The organism is Enterococcus sp. 3G1_DIV0629 (assembly GCF_002141285.1).
Taxonomy (GTDB): Bacteria; Bacillota; Bacilli; order Lactobacillales; family Enterococcaceae; genus Enterococcus_B; species Enterococcus_B lactis.
Genome location: NZ_NGLI01000001.1, coordinates 560,179 through 574,656 on the forward strand (window position 1 = coordinate 560,179; position 14,478 = coordinate 574,656).

Here is a 14,478-nt window from a genome sequence, read left to right on the forward strand (position 1 = left end):
TCTCCAATATTTAATATTTATTTTTTAGTAACTTCATAGTTAGCTACTTTATTTGTAATAATGGATCCATCTTCATTATTATTATCGTATTGAACAAGATTTATAGTATGTCTTCCTGGAGTCAAATATTTTTTTGTTAAATCCAAAGTAGATTGTCCAGTTGACAGCTGTTCTTTAGAAGATAGTGTTCCATCTATATAAATATAGGATAATTTATTTCCATCTAACTCGCTAACATCCATGCCAATCTGCATTACTTGTGTATCTCCATCATCAAAAATAGTAAGAGTTTCTCCATTTTCTGTTGTACCTCCAGGACCAGATAAATACATTGTTCCAGTTCCTTGATCTTCGGAAGGTAAATCTTTTTTTGATTCAGCAGAACTAACAGTAGTAGATTCTGAAGTTTTTGAACTACTATTTGCACTTGAAGAATTATCCGAACTACCACACGCAGCTAATGACAAAGCAGCAAGAATAACTAAAGGGATAAATTTCTTTTTCATTTTTACTCATTCCTCACTTCTTGTTATAATATATTTGTGATCTCAGAAATGAGGTATGAGTCCGTGTTGTCGCACGGGCTTTTTTTGTGAAAAATTTACGCGCTAATAAATTGAGTTTGATAGATAACTGATGATGCTATTATTTCTTTTACCTTATCTGACATAATGCTTTTAGTATAGTTTATATAAGTATCGACTATGATTAGAGCAGTTTCATAGTCTAAAGCATTTATTCCTTGAAATATGTTTGTATGAAAATAATAATAGTTAAAAGAAGAAAGATGGTTGATTACTTCACATATAGTTGTATCATCATAATCTCGATAATCTAAAATTAACTTTAAAGCAAAGTTTTTATTCATATCTAAATTAAATACTAAATAATTTTTAAGTCTCATCAGTAAATTAGCGTATGAGCATTCAAATTTAAAACACAATCCAGCAAATGTTGGTTTTGTTTTCATTTCCTCAGCTATTGACTTGTCAGAAATCATCATCACAGAAGCTAAGACATCCGCTTCTGTTTCAGAACGTTTATCTCCAGGAGCTGGAATTGTTTTTGCACTGAAAAATATTTTGTCTATTTTTCCCTTTTCTAAATGTAAAAAACCATGAGCTATTTCATGTAAAGTTGTGAAATGTTGTCTTCCAGAATTGTGTGTATGGTTCTTATTTACAATAATGGAGACAACACCATCAATTAACCTAGTTCTTCCAGATATAAATTTTGATGCTGTGTCACCATAGTCATAATATAAAATTTCGTAGTCTAATTTTTCCGTACAATACTTAACATAATGGTGCCATCTCAAATCTTTTATTTGGAGATTAAAATACTCACCTACTTTAGTTTGCAGCGGCAATACGTATGATGTAATTTCTAAATATTCATCTTTTGTAAGTTCCTCATTTCTATTTGAATATTTCAAATTTTAGTTCCCACCCTTGCGATTACGAATTTGTTCTCTTGCTAATCTTTCCGCAAATTCAATCTGTCTTCTAACTTCCTCCATATCTTCTGGAGACATGTCGGTATCGTCCATTCGGTAATAAACCAATGGATCCATATTATCATCAGAAACATCCTCTATTTGGTTAGGGACGTTCGTCCTGCCAAGCAAATAATCAGTTGAGACATCAAAATAATCCGCGACTTTTTGCAAAGTTTCGGCTTTTGGACTACTTTTTTTCCATGAATAAATGGAATTCCTACTTAAATTAAGCTTATCAGCTAAATCAAAAACGGATAGTCCTTGTTTTTTTGCTAGATCAGAAACCCTTTCATATAAAGTCATAAAACTGTATTCTCCTTTTTGGAATAGTTATATAATACAAAACTTTGTATTAAACTCTTTACAAGTTTAAAGTATTGTATTATTCTATTCCTGTAAGTTAATTCAACAGAAAAAAAGCGTAGTAAAAAACAGACCTATATAAGCGTTAGTTTGGCGACCGATTGCAAATAAAAGGCTTTGTTATATGCTTATTTCTCTATGCATTGATAGTACAAAACTTTTAACTCCATGTCAACGGAAAATACAAAGTTCTGTTGAATTTTCTTACACCAATATTTATTAGGAGGTAAAAAATATGCCGAGTACGGATATAGGAAGAGAGAAAATTCTTAAATTCATAGAAGAAAATGGTATCTCAATCCATGATTTAGCTGTTGTTTATGGAATGAAACCACAAGATATGGCGAATTACCTGAACGGAAAATTGAAAAATAAAAAATCTAATCAAGTAGTTCTACAAATTATCTCTGATTACAAGATTAGATAGGAGGAAAACGAATGAAAGAACTAATCAAAGTAACAACAAATGAGCGTGATGAACAGTTAGTAAGTGGTAGAGAACTACATGAATTTTTAGAAGTCGGTACGCAGTATACAAAATGGTTTGATCGAATGGTTGAATATGGATTTGCTGAAAATATTGATTTTTTAACTATTAGTCAAAAAAGACTAACAGCTCAAGGCAATGCAACAACTTATATTGATCATGCTATGAAACTCGACATGGCAAAAGAAATCTCAATGATTCAACGGACAGAAAAAGGAAAACAAGCGCGTCAATATTTTATTCAAGTAGAAAAAGAATATAAACAACAATTACTTGATACTTCAAAGTTAAGTCCAGAGCTTCAAATGTTCCAAGGAATATTTAATGCAGTAGCTAAACAAGAGTTAGAGACAAAACGTTTAGCAACACAAATGGACAATATTACTGAAATTGTGGCGTTGAATACTACTGATTGGCGTAGAGATTGTCGGAATCTTGTAAATAAAATGGCACAGGTGCAAGGAGGCTACGGAGCTTACCAAGAAATTCAAACAGCGATATATGAAGAAGTTGATCGTAGAGCTGGATCTTCTCTCAAAACTAGATTAACCAATTTACGTAATCGTATGGCTGGCGAAGGTGTTTCAAAATCTAAGCGAGATAAGACAAATAAATTAGATGTAATCGAAAGTGATAAAAGGTTAAAAGAAATTTATCTATCTGTAGTTAAGGATTTCGCTATTAAGTATAGAGTTTGGAAAGAAAAATAGAATTCGGTAGGAGGGGGAACAAATGACGCAAGAACTAATCAATAAAAATGATCTAGATTCATTACTTGTTGGCTATGTACCCAAACGTTATCTGAATCAGAAAGAAGCAGTACGTTATACAGGAACGTCAGCAGGAACTATTAACGAATGGGTAAAAAAAGGGTTGAAAGTAATCATATTCGGTGAAAACAGTCGTCCGAAATATGACATCAAAGATATTGATGAATTCATGTCGAAATATAAAGTTTAAGGAGGAAAAACATGGGTAAATTCAACAGAGCATTAGTGTTCAGCGCACCGCTAATCATCTACGCTTTAGGACTTTGGGGAAGCAAACAAGCGTTGATAGGGACAATCGTTTACATGGTCTGGATTTTTATGGGGCTTGATGAAGCTGAGTACAGAGCGAAAAAGCCAGTCAGGAGGGACTGACTAATGAAAAAAAGTTTAATGACTATAAACGAAAAACAATTGAAAGAAAATTTTAATGATCTCATCAAAGAATTTGTAAAAGAAACTGGAGAATTTCCTAATCAAATTCATCTAGTTGCGGAGGGGCATAGCCGGTATCAAGCTGTGAAATTTGAGATGAAGAAACAAATCTATTGAATTTAGCAGTACCTCTACTCGATGATGTTATCGAGTTTATTAATAACTGGATGCCTTCTACAGCGACGATGACAATTATTAAGCAAATGGAGTTGTTAGAGGATGAATAGAGTTGAAGCGCTAAAAATCGGTAAAGTGATGGCTGATAATTGGTGGGCAAATAGCCGTCCTATTATTTTAAGCAAGCAGCATATCGAAAAGCAAAAAGCATGGCAACAAATAAAAAAGTGACTCCGCCGGCAAGCATAGAGTCACAAAGAAAATACATCTAAGGAGATGTTACCACATGGAAAAAGAACTTTCCACTCTAGATCAATATTTGACTGATCCTAGTTGGGGCAAATCGAATATCAAGGAAACAAATAATCGAAAAATCAGACGAAATCTTTTGACGGATGAAGAACTAGCATGTGATCAAGATGACTTGGGAAATTTTGTGAGTATTTGGGATCATGTTTATCTTATACATCTATCAAAACATTCAAACAAACCTGAATATATTTACGTCATCGAAGATGGCTTGACTGATGCATTAGAAGAGTACGAAAGGGATAACTTGATCGATATCTCTTATTACGGACCAGGTAAGAAATACATTGCTGAAATGGAGGCAGAATTTGATGAGTGAAAAGGAACAACCTTTGAAAAATAGAAGTGATAATACGCTTTTTAATAGCTTATACAAAATAAATGTGAAAGGTGTTACTGAAAAACGAAATAACCTCACTTATCTTTCGTGGGCATGGGCTTGGGCAGAAGTTAGCAAAGTGTGTGAGGCAGTAGATTATGAAATCTATCATGATCCAGAAACACATCTGCCGTATATCTTTGATAAGAAAACAGGTTACATGGTTTTTACCAATATCACAGTTAACGGTATCAAACGTGAAATGTGGTTACCTGTCATGGATAGTTCGAATAAGGCGATGAAAGATGAACCATACACATACAAAGTCAAAGAATATAAAGATAAAAATTGGACAGGAAACTATATTGATCGTACTTGTGAAGCAGCAACTATGTTTGATATCAATAAAACAATCATGCGCTGTCTTGTAAAAAATCTAGCGATGTTTGGGCTAGGGCTATATATATTTGCTGGTGAAGATATGCCAGAAGACGTCTCGATGCTTGAACCAGCTACTCAAAGAAGCAAAAAGCTATTCTTGGATGCTTTACAACTGGTTGCTAACAAGTACGAGAAATCAATTGATGAAGCAATTGTTGCGTTGACTGATGCAGCTTCTATAACCGCTGATGACAGTAAATGGACAAAGAGAGACTTGGGCATTCTAAAACGAGGCGTTAATTGGCTTGAAGATCAGTACAGAGACGAAACAAAAGAGAAGTGATATGAGTGTTTAAACCATTAATCGATTCATATTCAGCGGTTCTGAAAAAGTTCAAAGGAAAAGACATAGGGGCAACCATCAATGAAGAAGTGAACATCGAACGTTTGAAGACGATGTACGACGGATATGATGGCGATCGAGTCATTGAAATTCGTTTTATTGATCCTAGACGTTTCACAGTACAGCAACGAAACTTCATCTATGCACTCATAGGCGATATTTTCATCGATACAGGCATGCCAACGGACTTCTGGAAGGAATTCTTCTACTTCCGTTTTGAAGGCGTCACAGGGCGCAAAATAAGCCTGAAAGATGAATCGAATACAACTGTGAGTGATGCTAATGTCTTAGCAAATATCATTTTAGATTTCATCTTTGAACACCATATTCCTTTCAAAGAAGGCTATGAGATTTTACCAGCGAATCAAGAATATTACTTCTACAAATGCATCACAAAAAGAGTCTGCTGCATCTGTGGCAAAACAGGAGCCGATATCGATCACTTTGACAAAGCGCTAGGAAGACGAAAGCGCAAAGAAGTTGATCATTCAGAGTACACATTTGCAGCACTCTGCAGAATCCATCACACAGAGAAACACAAAATAGGTGTGACCAATTTCAAAAATAAGTATCAAATCAAAGGAATCAAGTTAAGTCATGAAACGATTAAAAAGTTAAGGATAGGAGGATAAATTTGGCTGAGATAAGTTGGATCAAACTTAAAACTACTATGTTTGACGATGAAAAAATACGATTAATCCAAGCTGTTCCTGAGTCGGATGCCATCATCGTTATATGGATTCGATTACTAGTCTTAGCAGGAAAGACTAACGACGATGGTCTGATATACATCCAGAGGAACATGCCTTATACCGAAGAAATGCTTGCTACATTGTTCGGCAAAAACGTAAATACGGTTCGCCTAGCGCTAACTACATTGGCAAATTTCAACATGATTGATCTAGGCAGTGATGGACTAATTGCCATCAGTAATTGGGAAAAACATCAAAATATCGAGGGGATGGATAAAGTAAGGCTAAAAAATGCTGAAAGAAACCGTAAATACAGAGAAAGAAAGAGACAGGAACGTCTCAAATTGGAAAATGACGTTAGCGTGACGTCACGTGACGGTACAGATAAAGATATAGAAGAAGATAAAGATATAGATATAGATAAAGAAGAAAAGAAAGGTAAGTATTCTGACGAACACTTACGCCTTGCTAAAAAGTTGCAAAGTAATTTAACGGAAGATTTTCCAAAAGAAATGAATAAAGTAGATATCGAAAAATGGGCAGACACAATCAGGTTGATGGAAGAAAGAGATAAAGCATCTATAGAAGCGATTGAGTATGTGATCAATTGGCTACCTACAAATGAATTTTGGTTTGGAAATATTAGAAGTGCTAAGAAATTGAGAGAAAAATTTGAGAAGCTCAAATTCGAAATCAAAGCAGACAAGAAGAATCATAAAAAGCAAAGTCAAAAACTACAGTACAGTAATCCTAGTGAATATGACGACTTGCCAATTTAAAAAGGAGATGCATCACATGGAAAGCCTAGCAAATGCTATGGAGAAGCTAATAAGAAGAGTATTAGTGCAAAGTGGAAAATGTCCAGAATGTAGCGAACCTTTGTATAGTTGGCGAGCTAAAAATAAGGATGGTTCAGAACGTTGTAAACCAACATGCATGAGTTGTGGTTATAAAGCGTTACGTGTGAAAGAGGATATACAGACCGAACGGATATATAACGACAGCTTAAAAGCACGAGCGTTGAGTTTTTTTCAAAATGGTTCGGTATTAACAGATAAAACTTTGTTTAAATGCAAAATGGAGAATTATCACGTAGTGGACCAAGAAACGAAAATTGCTTTAGAAAGAGCTAAAAGCTATGTAAATGATGTCCTACTGAACCATCCTGCACATTTCATTCTATCAGGGAAATCAGGAAGCGGAAAAAGCCACTTATCAATGGCTACAGCTTGGGAAATACTTGAGCGCTCAAATTATGACAAGAAAATACTTTTTATAAGCTATCAAGAGTTATTAGAGCAAATAAAGTTTTCTTATAACAATGCTGAACTGAGAAAAGAAATTGAAGGATCACTTATAGCCGATATTAAAACAACTGATTTGGTGGTTTTTGACGATATTGGAGCTGAATTAGGTAGCGGGGTATCAAATAGTAGGCAGTTTACAAACAACACGTTAAACACGCTCTTAGAAGCCAGACAGAACAAGGCAACGATCATCACAACAAACTTATCTGGTCCTGAACTAAGAGAAGCCTACGGCGAAAGAATTGTTTCTAGGATATTTAAGAATTCAGAAGGTTATGCACTGAAATTCCAACAAACAGCAGACAAGCGCATAAAACCAGTGAAAGGTAGTATCGCATGAATAAATACCGTAATAAAAAAACTGTTCATCGAGGTATCAAGTTTGATTCTATCGCGGAAGCAGAGTATTACGATCTAGCCTTGTGGCAAGCTGAAGCGAACGGCTGGAAAGTAAAACTTCAGGAAAGATTTGAGCTGATGCCGAAATTTGAACTAGATGGAAAGAAGTATCGCAAGATCGAGTATATTCCTGACTTCACATTTTATAAAAACGGCAAACTTGTAAAAGTCGTAGATGTTAAAGGAATACAGACAAAAGACTTTAAGATCAAGGCAAAGTTGTTCTGTCATCAATATCAAGTGCCGTTGATTTTAGCTAAAAAATATCGGAATAGGTTCAAGGAAGAGCGTTTTTAACGAGGTGGTCCATCATGACAACAGAAGAAGTGATTCAAATGCGTATTCGAAGCCTTCAGCGTGAGATTGATGAACTGGAACGAACAAAGGCAGTGATGGTCAATGAAACGGCGAGAAAGGCAATCGATTTACACATAGAGAATTTAAGAAGGGAAATTCGTAGATTGGAGGAATGAGCGTGGATAAGAAAGCAGCAATGAAACGAATATCGATCAGGAAAGCTATTAGTCACTTAAGACTCTATCTAAATGTATATGCTACTGGCGAAGAAAGAAAAGGCATAGAGAAAGCTATTGCTATTTTTGAGAGTATGGAGGGCGGCAAATGATACCGAAGTTTAGAGCGTGGCACATTATTGATAAAAAGATGATCTCGTGGAAAAGACTATTGAATGGCCATAATTTACGAAACGTTTTTATGCGACCTGAAATGTGTAATTTAAAGCTCATGCAATCCACAGGATTGAAAGATAAGAACGGGGTGGAGATCTTTGAGGGAGATCTAGTATCAATCAGCGTGCAAAATGGATTCGATTATTTAGATAATAAAGTTTGTGTTGTCAAAAATTCAATAGGACATTCGGGATTAGTTTGTGCCACTGTTGATGAAGACTTAGAGTATCGAATTTTTAACACAGAGCTGTTTGAAGAATACACGTATGAAGTCATCGGAAACATCTACGATAATCCAGAGTTATTGGAGGAACAGCGATGAACAAAAGGCAACGAAAGAAAAAAACGACTGAACCTGTATATATCTTTCATGGTCATGATGTTGTTTCACCAAACATGTGGAAAAACGGAAACTACAGAACCAGACTTTTATATAAGTTAGCAGTGAAATATGGGCTGTTAGAACAAACAAGAGAATATAAGCTTTTGGAGGAACAGTGATGAATAAACAGGAAGCAATCAAAAAGTTAGAAAGTATTAAAACGATAGGAAATGATGCAAGAGCTGCTTGCTATAACGAGGGTATAAATGCAGGTATTACGATAATAAAACAACTAGACGAACCGCAGAAGCCAGTTATTCAACAATTTGTAGCTGATCTCGTTGACTGGACAAATAAAATGCAGTGTTCGCCAAGTGATGTTATACGAGATTTGCACGATAACGGGGACTTAGCTAATTTGCCTCGTGATTTAGAATTAGACAAGTTGAGCGAATACTTTGAAAAAGCTTATTGTCGCTATGATTTCGAGAAAGCTTGTTTTGTTGGCTACGAGGTCGAGAAAGAACCTATGTACAGAGTTAAACTAGGCGAAGGATATTTCGTTGAATATCAAGGAAGAGGTGCGCTGATTATCCCTGATGGCAATAAAGAGATCAAGATGTTTGATTCGAAATCAGATGCTGAGCGCACCGCTCAAACGATTGGTGGAACAGTGGAAGAGGTGGTAGAAGGATGAGCAGACATCTAATACTCCATATACCAGACGGAACAAAGGCAATTGCAATTAGCATTGTTGCTGAACGAAAAGATGGCGGTTTGGCGTTGACCACAAAAGGTATTGATACCAAACAGATTTTAGAAGGCAGAGATGTCGAGATAGAGATCGACGAGGAGGAAGCGGAATGAAATATATTTATACACCAGTACCATTTACAGAAATAGCAAAAGGGCTAGAAGATGGCAGGCTGAAAGCAAAAGATGTATATTTCGAAACCGCATCTTTTAAAGGAGTTCGTGTATTAAGTGACACAAAGCTAGATTTGGAAGATTGTGTTAAAACAACATTTTATTTTAAAAAAGAGATGGCTTAGGAGAAATAGAAATGAAAACATACACAATCAAGTTTTATGGAAATACAACCTGTGTACACATCCTAAGCGGTCTCAGGCTTGACTTTAGAGGATATTCCAAGGATGACCTTTTAGAATCCTTATGGGGTTATGGGTATTTAAATGAAGATGAGCTAGCATACTTAGATGAGTTTACAAATGCTTGGACGATTGAGGAGGAAGCGGAATGATTATAACAGTAAAAGAGTTGCTAGATATTGTCGGTAACGGTACGGCTTTTTGGGTGCGTACAGCTGATGAAGGTGAGTGCATTAATTATTCACGTGAAGAAGTTTTTACACGATTTTCACATAGAGATGTTTTTGAAATACGTTGCGAAGATACTGATGAGTTAATAATCGTCCTAGAGGAGGAAGCGGAAGGAAAAAGTATTTCAGAGAATTGTCGATTGCTTTGGTCAAAGTACTAAGTGAAATTTGGAGCTTCTTAAAGTATCTATCACGAGATTTTGAAAAAATTAAAACATGGAAAGATTTCTTTAAAGAGTGATTTCGTAAACGTCAGAGACAGCAAACTAAAGGAGGAAGAGAAATGAGTGTCAGTATCGATCCACAAGAAATGTATGTTTGGTTGGCTTGTGAAGATGGCTATCATAAATTTGTAGGGCATGTTGTCGAAATAGATGGAATTAAGTTTTCTATAGTGCCCATGGAGAAAGAAAATGGTGGCATAGAAATTGTTTTTTCTGATTTAAAAAGTGGTAGTAGATTATTAGCACTGCCAATCCATGCCATAGAAGTAGCGTTGTGTAATACCAAAGAAAGAACTCTTGCTATGTTTAATGAGAGAGTTTGGATAGTTAAAGATTTAATTCACCGATTTGGCAGAAAAAAAGTTATCAGATCGATAAATGAAAAAACTATGTATATGCAGATAAAATACGGAGAAATGCCTGCAATTGAAGTATGTCATATTGAGGAAGAGATGGAATGATAAGCTTGCAACTTACGTGCAAGTTATCAAGAGCGTTGTATAGCAGTTTGAGAGTTTGAATTTTCTATTTTGCAAGTTAAGGGGGAATCCTAATGAAACCAAGACAAAAAGTTAGACTGACAAAATCAGTATTAAATGGGTATAAGCAGTGGCACAAAGGCGAGGTAGTTACAATTAATTACTTTACAACACTAGCGGGTGAAGAATTTGCAAGAGTAACAGATTTTGCAGGCAATGTATTAGTACAACCTATTGAGTGGTTAGAAGAAATTGCAGATGATACGACTATTAATGAATTAGCCTTTTCAATCATGCACACAGAAGACCTATGTGAAATTCATGACTTAGCCAATAAAATCTATCTAGAGTCTTTACACAATGACTTAAGTATAAAGGATAACTGTTTGATTTGATGTTCGAGGAGGTCTCAGAATGAACACCAGACACCGCAGAGTAGCAAAACTAAGAGAACAAGAACTGAATGCACTGAAGGCGAAGTTTGAAAAAGAATACGGAGTTTCTGTAAAAGAAGCATATAAAGTTTTGAGTCAGTGTGTTGCTGATGCAAGTGAGGCTATTCGTAAGTTTGGAATTTCGATATTAAATGATGATCGTAAATGGGAGGAAACAGAATGAAGATTTATGTAGTAAGGTTCGGGAATCAATTTTACAGAAGTGACGAACGCTCTATAAGTAATAATACGGTAATCCTTGTAGATTTTCTTCAAAACGCGAGATGGTTTGATAGCCTCGAAGAAGCTAACCGAGTTTCACAACGACTTGGTGGATTAACGCAAGTATATGAACTGGTCACTGTCGATCACGAGGAGGTAGAGTAATGAAACTAAAAGACGGATTCTACGCTAGTAGTCATGGTATCGGCGGTTTAATGCTAGATATGCCGACAAAGAATCCTAAAAAACGTAAGAAACCAAAAGTCAAAGTCGGTGACATGGTTCGCTGTGAAGCAGAAGAGTTCATCTATCCGTTTCGTGGATATGTAGAGTATGTCTATAATCACTCAGCAATCATTCGCATTGAAAACACGATGGAATGCGATAAGTGGCTAGCGAAAAGCAAAGAGAATTTAGCTGTAGCGAGATTGGTGGATATGGAACTAATCAATGACAAATAAAAAAGCCGGATCGCTCCGACTGTTCTAATAAATTCCACAAGTTTATTATATCACATAAAGGAGCGGTTTGACTTGATGCAGTTGTTACGAGAGGTAGATTTCAAACAGACGAGATGTAATGCGAGAGATGACTGAAGATTTAGATTTAATAGAGGAGGAAACGAAATGTTAGTAAAAATTATTGTAGGAGTTATCTTTTGGATCATGACATTAATGCTAGGTTACTTTATCGGGAAAGAAGAAGGTCGTAAAGAAGGCAAATAAAAAAGCCGGATCGCTCCGACTGTTCTAATAAATTCCACAAGTTTATTATATCACATAAAGGAGCGGTTTGACTTGATGCAATTGTTACGAGAGGTAGATTTCAAACAGACAAGATGTAATGCGAGAGATGTGCTGAAGAACTTTCGGCGTTTGGAGCGGATGGCAGGTCGCTCTTTGATAGATATTAAGTCTCCTATCATAACCGATATGCCGAAGGCACCGAAGCATGGCAATAAGACAGAAGACGCGATTATTCAGATGATGGATATAGAAGCGGAAAGAGATGCGATTTTAGCGGCTTTGATGGCTCTTAGTCTGATTAGCCGTCAGATACTCTACTACAGCTTCTGTGACGTTAATAAGCACTCTAATTATGAAATAGGTCAATTGATACGAGGATATGGAGAGAAGAACGTAGAAAAATTGAAATCTATCGCGTTGATCGAATTTGCAGAAGCATACAAAAAAGGTGTGTTAGTTCAGTATCGTTGATTTTGTAGGGTTTTTGTAGGGATAGTGTAGGGTTTTTGAGTGTTTTAACGTGATATTATGATAGTGTCGAAAGATTAGGAAACAGGATCGACAAAATAAAATGTAAGGGAGGAAATCTCCCTCATCGTTTAATTAAGCTTCGATAGACAGCAGCGGAAATATTAAGAATAAGGATGTGAATTTCAACTCCTTCTAAATTGTTCTTATTATCTATCATCCGTTGCTGTTTATTAATTTATGTATTGGAGGGTATATAAAATGAATAATGCTTCCGAAAAAATTGATCAACTAGCTATTTTAGTAAACCAAAGAATCGAAGATATTATCAAAGAATTCGAAGGTGAAAAGATTAAGAACATAAAGCTTACTTTAATGGATCATAAGTTCGAATTAAATTCGACAAAAAGGAAGATCGTTGAGCTTATAGAAGAAGAAATAGCTCTCCAGATCAATGAGCAACAATTAACTAATTAATTTATGCATTGGAGGGAAAACGAATGGATAAAGAAAGTACACGAGAACATTATTTGAGTAAATTCAAACGCAACAATAAACCAGAAGAAGTTTTTGGATCAAGCGTTAAAGAGGTTGGAGAAAAACTAACTCAATTATTAAAAGAAGAAGACTTAACATATGATGAAGCATACGCAAGTCTTCAGTACTGTTACAATTTATTGAAGTATGAGTCTAATTTTATCAAAGTAAGGTAATTAATTATGTCACTGTGGCGGAAAGGGTAGACGCTACCACGTAGAATAATCGACTTTAGGTTTAGTGTTTATATAGGTCGAAGTAGCAAGAACCTGTAAACATCTAAATATTGCGGTTTAGGATGATCGCAGTACAGTCCCAACGTAAGATAATCTTGCGAACCAGTTGGGCGACACCTTAAACAATATTTGGACATGAACTATGTAATTCTAAAGAGGGATTAAACGGTAAGATTATTCATGCAAGGTTCGATTCCTTGCCAGTGACTTTTAGCAACCGAGGTATTGAGGAAGTGGGTAGGCGCAGGAAGTATTAGACTTGCCTGTGTGTAGGTTGCTTTAATTTGAATGAACTCCGTACACCTCTCAAGTGATGTGTCCCAAGCGGAGACGTACATATGAGATCACTCTTTGAGTGGTCTTTTTATTTTGCACAAAGGAGGTAACAACAATGTATAGACCACAATACTTAGAACAGAAGTATGAAGTAATCACTGTTCATAAAGGTAATGGCGAAAAAGTATATGAGTATAGAAGACCAATAAAGAGCGATACATATAAACGAAAGGAAAGCAATGAAGTTATTTCATTGTATGGCAAAAAAATAGCTAAGCATTAAATAAGATTGCGAAAGGAGACGGAACATGACCGAGGAATTCTATAGATGGCTATTACAGTTGATAAGAGAAGATCGTTTGGTTAAGTTCTATCAGTCTCCTAAATGGCGCAAGCTTAGAGAGAAAGCGATGAAACGAGATCACTATGAATGCCAAGAGTGTAGAAGACTAGGTAAGTATCATAGAGTAGAGAACGTTCATCATATAAAAGAAGTCAAGGATAGACCTGACTTAGCTTTAGATTTAGATAATCTTATTTGTTTATGTGTTGAACATCATAATGAAGTTCATGGCAGATATCTTACAGCATTGGATAAACAAGAGAAGAAGATAGAAAGCTTTGCTAACTTCGACGCAAGTGAAAGGTGGTAAGTATATGGTCATCAATGACAATGGCAGAGAGTATGATACAGAAAAGCTTGAAGAGTATTCATCTTATACACAAGGATTAATTAAACGTTTGATATACGTTCGCTATGTAGGTATTAGAGATCTGTTATCAGATAACTGTTGCAGCAAATACAAAGTGAATCAAGTAAGAGAAGCGTTGAATAAAGATAATAACGTTGAAAGAATAAAAAATGTTTTTGGATATAGCATTGAAGAGATTAATTATTACATTGACTTCGCTGAAGCTTTCATTCCGATGGTGAGATAACCCCCCCTTAAAATAAATCGCAAATTTTTTGGGGGTGATGAAACGGAGGGGGCTGTCAGGAAAAGAGATTTTTTCGAACTTTATCATGAA

The 14,478-nt window shown here is 35.6% G+C and carries 35 protein-coding genes; 32 read left to right on the top strand and 3 right to left on the bottom strand.

Annotation, left to right across the window (positions count from 1 at the left end; genetic code table 11):
- Positions 1–17 precede the first annotated feature (17 nt).
- The 3 genes from A5816_RS02780 to A5816_RS02790 form a co-directional block, all read right to left on the bottom strand.
- The gene (locus A5816_RS02780) at positions 18–506 is read right to left on the bottom strand and encodes a hypothetical protein (RefSeq protein ID WP_086310637.1); all 489 of its coding nucleotides are present in this window, start codon (positions 504–506) and stop codon (positions 18–20) included.
- Between the two features lie 95 nt (positions 507–601).
- Positions 602–1,435 (bottom strand): ImmA/IrrE family metallo-endopeptidase, encoded by an 834-nt coding sequence (locus tag A5816_RS02785; RefSeq protein WP_086310638.1) that lies wholly within the window; start codon positions 1,433–1,435, stop codon positions 602–604.
- A 3-nt stretch (positions 1,436–1,438) separates the two neighbouring features.
- Positions 1,439–1,801: a helix-turn-helix domain-containing protein gene (locus A5816_RS02790; RefSeq protein WP_086310639.1), complete on the bottom strand. Its 363-nt coding sequence runs from the start codon at positions 1,799–1,801 to the stop codon at positions 1,439–1,441.
- Between the two features lie 295 nt (positions 1,802–2,096).
- Between A5816_RS02790 and A5816_RS02795 the strand changes: the two genes are divergently transcribed.
- From A5816_RS02795 to A5816_RS02920, 32 genes are all read left to right on the top strand, one after another.
- Positions 2,097–2,288 (top strand): hypothetical protein, encoded by a 192-nt coding sequence (locus tag A5816_RS02795; protein ID WP_086310640.1) that lies wholly within the window; start codon positions 2,097–2,099, stop codon positions 2,286–2,288.
- Between the two features lie 11 nt (positions 2,289–2,299).
- On the top strand, positions 2,300–3,058 hold the full coding sequence (locus A5816_RS02800; RefSeq protein ID WP_086310641.1) for an antA/AntB antirepressor family protein: 759 nt from the start codon (positions 2,300–2,302) through the stop codon (positions 3,056–3,058).
- Positions 3,059–3,080: 22 nt separating this feature from the next.
- Positions 3,081–3,308: a DNA-binding protein gene (locus A5816_RS02805; protein ID WP_086310642.1), complete on the top strand. Its 228-nt coding sequence runs from the start codon at positions 3,081–3,083 to the stop codon at positions 3,306–3,308.
- A gap of 11 nt (positions 3,309–3,319) precedes the next feature.
- Positions 3,320–3,490 carry a hypothetical protein gene (locus A5816_RS16175; protein WP_179189683.1) on the top strand — a complete coding sequence of 57 codons (171 nt, stop codon included), beginning with the start codon at positions 3,320–3,322 and terminating at the stop codon, positions 3,488–3,490.
- A gap of 3 nt (positions 3,491–3,493) precedes the next feature.
- Complete coding sequence (locus A5816_RS16180) at positions 3,494–3,667, top strand: hypothetical protein (protein WP_159086156.1); 174 nt, start codon at positions 3,494–3,496, stop codon at positions 3,665–3,667.
- Positions 3,668–3,769: 102 nt separating this feature from the next.
- The gene (locus A5816_RS16475; RefSeq protein ID WP_256925985.1) at positions 3,770–3,898 is read left to right on the top strand and encodes a hypothetical protein; all 129 of its coding nucleotides are present in this window, start codon (positions 3,770–3,772) and stop codon (positions 3,896–3,898) included.
- Positions 3,899–3,953: 55 nt separating this feature from the next.
- On the top strand, positions 3,954–4,295 hold the full coding sequence (locus A5816_RS02810; protein WP_086310643.1) for a hypothetical protein: 342 nt from the start codon (positions 3,954–3,956) through the stop codon (positions 4,293–4,295).
- Positions 4,288–5,019 (top strand): DUF1071 domain-containing protein, encoded by a 732-nt coding sequence (locus A5816_RS02815; RefSeq protein ID WP_086310644.1) that lies wholly within the window; start codon positions 4,288–4,290, stop codon positions 5,017–5,019. The genes A5816_RS02810 and A5816_RS02815 overlap by 8 nt, the downstream gene beginning before the upstream one ends.
- Positions 5,020–5,024: 5 nt before the next feature.
- Positions 5,025–5,711, top strand: a complete 687-nt coding sequence (locus A5816_RS02820; protein WP_010752310.1) for a putative HNHc nuclease — start codon at positions 5,025–5,027, stop codon at positions 5,709–5,711.
- Between the two features lie 2 nt (positions 5,712–5,713).
- Positions 5,714–6,550, top strand: a complete 837-nt coding sequence (locus A5816_RS02825; protein WP_086310645.1) for a phage replisome organizer N-terminal domain-containing protein — start codon at positions 5,714–5,716, stop codon at positions 6,548–6,550.
- Between the two features lie 16 nt (positions 6,551–6,566).
- Positions 6,567–7,418 carry an ATP-binding protein gene (locus tag A5816_RS02830; protein ID WP_002323158.1) on the top strand — a complete coding sequence of 284 codons (852 nt, stop codon included), beginning with the start codon at positions 6,567–6,569 and terminating at the stop codon, positions 7,416–7,418.
- Positions 7,415–7,774 carry a DUF1064 domain-containing protein gene (locus A5816_RS02835; RefSeq protein ID WP_086310646.1) on the top strand — a complete coding sequence of 120 codons (360 nt, stop codon included), beginning with the start codon at positions 7,415–7,417 and terminating at the stop codon, positions 7,772–7,774. The genes A5816_RS02830 and A5816_RS02835 overlap by 4 nt, the downstream gene beginning before the upstream one ends.
- A 14-nt stretch (positions 7,775–7,788) precedes the next feature.
- Positions 7,789–7,950, top strand: a complete 162-nt coding sequence (locus A5816_RS02840) for a hypothetical protein (protein ID WP_002337210.1) — start codon at positions 7,789–7,791, stop codon at positions 7,948–7,950.
- 2 nt (positions 7,951–7,952) lie between these two features.
- Positions 7,953–8,102, top strand: coding sequence for a hypothetical protein (locus A5816_RS16185; protein WP_179189684.1), 150 nt, complete (start codon positions 7,953–7,955; stop codon positions 8,100–8,102).
- Complete coding sequence (locus tag A5816_RS02845) at positions 8,099–8,488, top strand: YopX family protein (protein WP_086310647.1); 390 nt, start codon at positions 8,099–8,101, stop codon at positions 8,486–8,488. Before A5816_RS16185 ends, A5816_RS02845 begins: the two co-directional genes overlap by 4 nt.
- Positions 8,485–8,667, top strand: a complete 183-nt coding sequence (locus tag A5816_RS02850) for a hypothetical protein (protein ID WP_086310648.1) — start codon at positions 8,485–8,487, stop codon at positions 8,665–8,667. Before A5816_RS02845 ends, A5816_RS02850 begins: the two co-directional genes overlap by 4 nt.
- Positions 8,667–9,185 carry a DUF1642 domain-containing protein gene (locus A5816_RS02855; RefSeq protein ID WP_086310649.1) on the top strand — a complete coding sequence of 173 codons (519 nt, stop codon included), beginning with the start codon at positions 8,667–8,669 and terminating at the stop codon, positions 9,183–9,185. The genes A5816_RS02850 and A5816_RS02855 overlap by 1 nt, the downstream gene beginning before the upstream one ends.
- Positions 9,182–9,355, top strand: coding sequence for a hypothetical protein (locus tag A5816_RS16190; protein ID WP_179189685.1), 174 nt, complete (start codon positions 9,182–9,184; stop codon positions 9,353–9,355). The genes A5816_RS02855 and A5816_RS16190 overlap by 4 nt, the downstream gene beginning before the upstream one ends.
- Positions 9,352–9,540 carry a hypothetical protein gene (locus A5816_RS02860; RefSeq protein ID WP_086310650.1) on the top strand — a complete coding sequence of 63 codons (189 nt, stop codon included), beginning with the start codon at positions 9,352–9,354 and terminating at the stop codon, positions 9,538–9,540. The genes A5816_RS16190 and A5816_RS02860 overlap by 4 nt, the downstream gene beginning before the upstream one ends.
- 11 nt (positions 9,541–9,551) lie before the next feature.
- Positions 9,552–9,749, top strand: a complete 198-nt coding sequence (locus tag A5816_RS02865; RefSeq protein ID WP_086310651.1) for a hypothetical protein — start codon at positions 9,552–9,554, stop codon at positions 9,747–9,749.
- Positions 9,746–9,988: a hypothetical protein gene (locus A5816_RS02870; protein ID WP_086310652.1), complete on the top strand. Its 243-nt coding sequence runs from the start codon at positions 9,746–9,748 to the stop codon at positions 9,986–9,988. Before A5816_RS02865 ends, A5816_RS02870 begins: the two co-directional genes overlap by 4 nt.
- Before the next feature lie 122 nt (positions 9,989–10,110).
- Positions 10,111–10,512 (top strand): hypothetical protein, encoded by a 402-nt coding sequence (locus A5816_RS02875; RefSeq protein ID WP_086310653.1) that lies wholly within the window; start codon positions 10,111–10,113, stop codon positions 10,510–10,512.
- Between the two features lie 92 nt (positions 10,513–10,604).
- Positions 10,605–10,925, top strand: a complete 321-nt coding sequence (locus A5816_RS02880) for a hypothetical protein (protein ID WP_086310654.1) — start codon at positions 10,605–10,607, stop codon at positions 10,923–10,925.
- A gap of 19 nt (positions 10,926–10,944) precedes the next feature.
- A complete protein-coding gene (locus A5816_RS02885; protein ID WP_086310655.1) occupies positions 10,945–11,148 on the top strand; it encodes a toxin PIN in 204 nt (67 codons plus the stop codon).
- Entirely contained in the window at positions 11,145–11,351 is a 207-nt protein-coding gene (locus A5816_RS02890) for a hypothetical protein (protein WP_086310656.1), read from the top strand. The genes A5816_RS02885 and A5816_RS02890 overlap by 4 nt, the downstream gene beginning before the upstream one ends.
- Complete coding sequence (locus A5816_RS02895) at positions 11,351–11,647, top strand: hypothetical protein (protein WP_086310657.1); 297 nt, start codon at positions 11,351–11,353, stop codon at positions 11,645–11,647. The genes A5816_RS02890 and A5816_RS02895 overlap by 1 nt, the downstream gene beginning before the upstream one ends.
- Before the next feature lie 339 nt (positions 11,648–11,986).
- On the top strand, positions 11,987–12,403 hold the full coding sequence (locus A5816_RS02900; protein WP_010729117.1) for an ArpU family phage packaging/lysis transcriptional regulator: 417 nt from the start codon (positions 11,987–11,989) through the stop codon (positions 12,401–12,403).
- Positions 12,404–12,640: 237 nt separating this feature from the next.
- Positions 12,641–12,877 (top strand): hypothetical protein, encoded by a 237-nt coding sequence (locus A5816_RS02905; protein ID WP_086310658.1) that lies wholly within the window; start codon positions 12,641–12,643, stop codon positions 12,875–12,877.
- A 23-nt stretch (positions 12,878–12,900) separates the two neighbouring features.
- On the top strand, positions 12,901–13,113 hold the full coding sequence (locus A5816_RS02910) for a hypothetical protein (RefSeq protein ID WP_086310659.1): 213 nt from the start codon (positions 12,901–12,903) through the stop codon (positions 13,111–13,113).
- A 451-nt stretch (positions 13,114–13,564) separates the two neighbouring features.
- Positions 13,565–13,732: a hypothetical protein gene (locus A5816_RS16195; RefSeq protein ID WP_179189686.1), complete on the top strand. Its 168-nt coding sequence runs from the start codon at positions 13,565–13,567 to the stop codon at positions 13,730–13,732.
- Positions 13,733–13,757: 25 nt separating this feature from the next.
- Positions 13,758–14,102 (top strand): HNH endonuclease, encoded by a 345-nt coding sequence (locus tag A5816_RS02915; RefSeq protein ID WP_086310660.1) that lies wholly within the window; start codon positions 13,758–13,760, stop codon positions 14,100–14,102.
- Positions 14,103–14,106: 4 nt separating this feature from the next.
- The gene (locus tag A5816_RS02920; protein WP_086310661.1) at positions 14,107–14,388 is read left to right on the top strand and encodes a hypothetical protein; all 282 of its coding nucleotides are present in this window, start codon (positions 14,107–14,109) and stop codon (positions 14,386–14,388) included.
- The last annotated feature ends 90 nt before the right edge of the window (positions 14,389–14,478 follow it).

Bases quoted from the DNA above. Each gene is read 5' to 3' on its own strand.
- A5816_RS02780 (WP_086310637.1), bottom strand. From the start codon at position 506: ATGAAAAAGAAATTTATCCCTTTAGTTATTCTTGCTGCTTTGTCATTA.
- A5816_RS02790 (WP_086310639.1), bottom strand. From the start codon at position 1,801: ATGACTTTATATGAAAGGGTTTCTGATCTAGCAAAAAAACAAGGACTA.
- A5816_RS02795 (WP_086310640.1), top strand. From the start codon at position 2,097: ATGCCGAGTACGGATATAGGAAGAGAGAAAATTCTTAAATTCATAGAA.
- A5816_RS02800 (WP_086310641.1), top strand. From the start codon at position 2,300: ATGAAAGAACTAATCAAAGTAACAACAAATGAGCGTGATGAACAGTTA.
- A5816_RS02805 (WP_086310642.1), top strand. From the start codon at position 3,081: ATGACGCAAGAACTAATCAATAAAAATGATCTAGATTCATTACTTGTT.
- A5816_RS16175 (WP_179189683.1), top strand. From the start codon at position 3,320: ATGGGTAAATTCAACAGAGCATTAGTGTTCAGCGCACCGCTAATCATC.
- A5816_RS16180 (WP_159086156.1), top strand. From the start codon at position 3,494: ATGAAAAAAAGTTTAATGACTATAAACGAAAAACAATTGAAAGAAAAT.
- A5816_RS16475 (WP_256925985.1), top strand. From the start codon at position 3,770: ATGAATAGAGTTGAAGCGCTAAAAATCGGTAAAGTGATGGCTGATAAT.
- A5816_RS02810 (WP_086310643.1), top strand. From the start codon at position 3,954: ATGGAAAAAGAACTTTCCACTCTAGATCAATATTTGACTGATCCTAGT.
- A5816_RS02815 (WP_086310644.1), top strand. From the start codon at position 4,288: ATGAGTGAAAAGGAACAACCTTTGAAAAATAGAAGTGATAATACGCTT.
- A5816_RS02830 (WP_002323158.1), top strand. From the start codon at position 6,567: ATGGAAAGCCTAGCAAATGCTATGGAGAAGCTAATAAGAAGAGTATTA.
- A5816_RS02835 (WP_086310646.1), top strand. From the start codon at position 7,415: ATGAATAAATACCGTAATAAAAAAACTGTTCATCGAGGTATCAAGTTT.
- A5816_RS02840 (WP_002337210.1), top strand. From the start codon at position 7,789: ATGACAACAGAAGAAGTGATTCAAATGCGTATTCGAAGCCTTCAGCGT.
- A5816_RS02845 (WP_086310647.1), top strand. From the start codon at position 8,099: ATGATACCGAAGTTTAGAGCGTGGCACATTATTGATAAAAAGATGATC.
- A5816_RS02850 (WP_086310648.1), top strand. From the start codon at position 8,485: ATGAACAAAAGGCAACGAAAGAAAAAAACGACTGAACCTGTATATATC.
- A5816_RS02855 (WP_086310649.1), top strand. From the start codon at position 8,667: ATGAATAAACAGGAAGCAATCAAAAAGTTAGAAAGTATTAAAACGATA.
- A5816_RS16190 (WP_179189685.1), top strand. From the start codon at position 9,182: ATGAGCAGACATCTAATACTCCATATACCAGACGGAACAAAGGCAATT.
- A5816_RS02860 (WP_086310650.1), top strand. From the start codon at position 9,352: ATGAAATATATTTATACACCAGTACCATTTACAGAAATAGCAAAAGGG.
- A5816_RS02865 (WP_086310651.1), top strand. From the start codon at position 9,552: ATGAAAACATACACAATCAAGTTTTATGGAAATACAACCTGTGTACAC.
- A5816_RS02870 (WP_086310652.1), top strand. From the start codon at position 9,746: ATGATTATAACAGTAAAAGAGTTGCTAGATATTGTCGGTAACGGTACG.
- A5816_RS02875 (WP_086310653.1), top strand. From the start codon at position 10,111: ATGAGTGTCAGTATCGATCCACAAGAAATGTATGTTTGGTTGGCTTGT.
- A5816_RS02880 (WP_086310654.1), top strand. From the start codon at position 10,605: ATGAAACCAAGACAAAAAGTTAGACTGACAAAATCAGTATTAAATGGG.
- A5816_RS02885 (WP_086310655.1), top strand. From the start codon at position 10,945: ATGAACACCAGACACCGCAGAGTAGCAAAACTAAGAGAACAAGAACTG.
- A5816_RS02890 (WP_086310656.1), top strand. From the start codon at position 11,145: ATGAAGATTTATGTAGTAAGGTTCGGGAATCAATTTTACAGAAGTGAC.
- A5816_RS02895 (WP_086310657.1), top strand. From the start codon at position 11,351: ATGAAACTAAAAGACGGATTCTACGCTAGTAGTCATGGTATCGGCGGT.
- A5816_RS02900 (WP_010729117.1), top strand. From the start codon at position 11,987: ATGCAATTGTTACGAGAGGTAGATTTCAAACAGACAAGATGTAATGCG.
- A5816_RS02905 (WP_086310658.1), top strand. From the start codon at position 12,641: ATGTATTGGAGGGTATATAAAATGAATAATGCTTCCGAAAAAATTGAT.
- A5816_RS02910 (WP_086310659.1), top strand. From the start codon at position 12,901: ATGGATAAAGAAAGTACACGAGAACATTATTTGAGTAAATTCAAACGC.
- A5816_RS16195 (WP_179189686.1), top strand. From the start codon at position 13,565: ATGTATAGACCACAATACTTAGAACAGAAGTATGAAGTAATCACTGTT.
- A5816_RS02915 (WP_086310660.1), top strand. From the start codon at position 13,758: ATGACCGAGGAATTCTATAGATGGCTATTACAGTTGATAAGAGAAGAT.
- A5816_RS02920 (WP_086310661.1), top strand. From the start codon at position 14,107: ATGGTCATCAATGACAATGGCAGAGAGTATGATACAGAAAAGCTTGAA.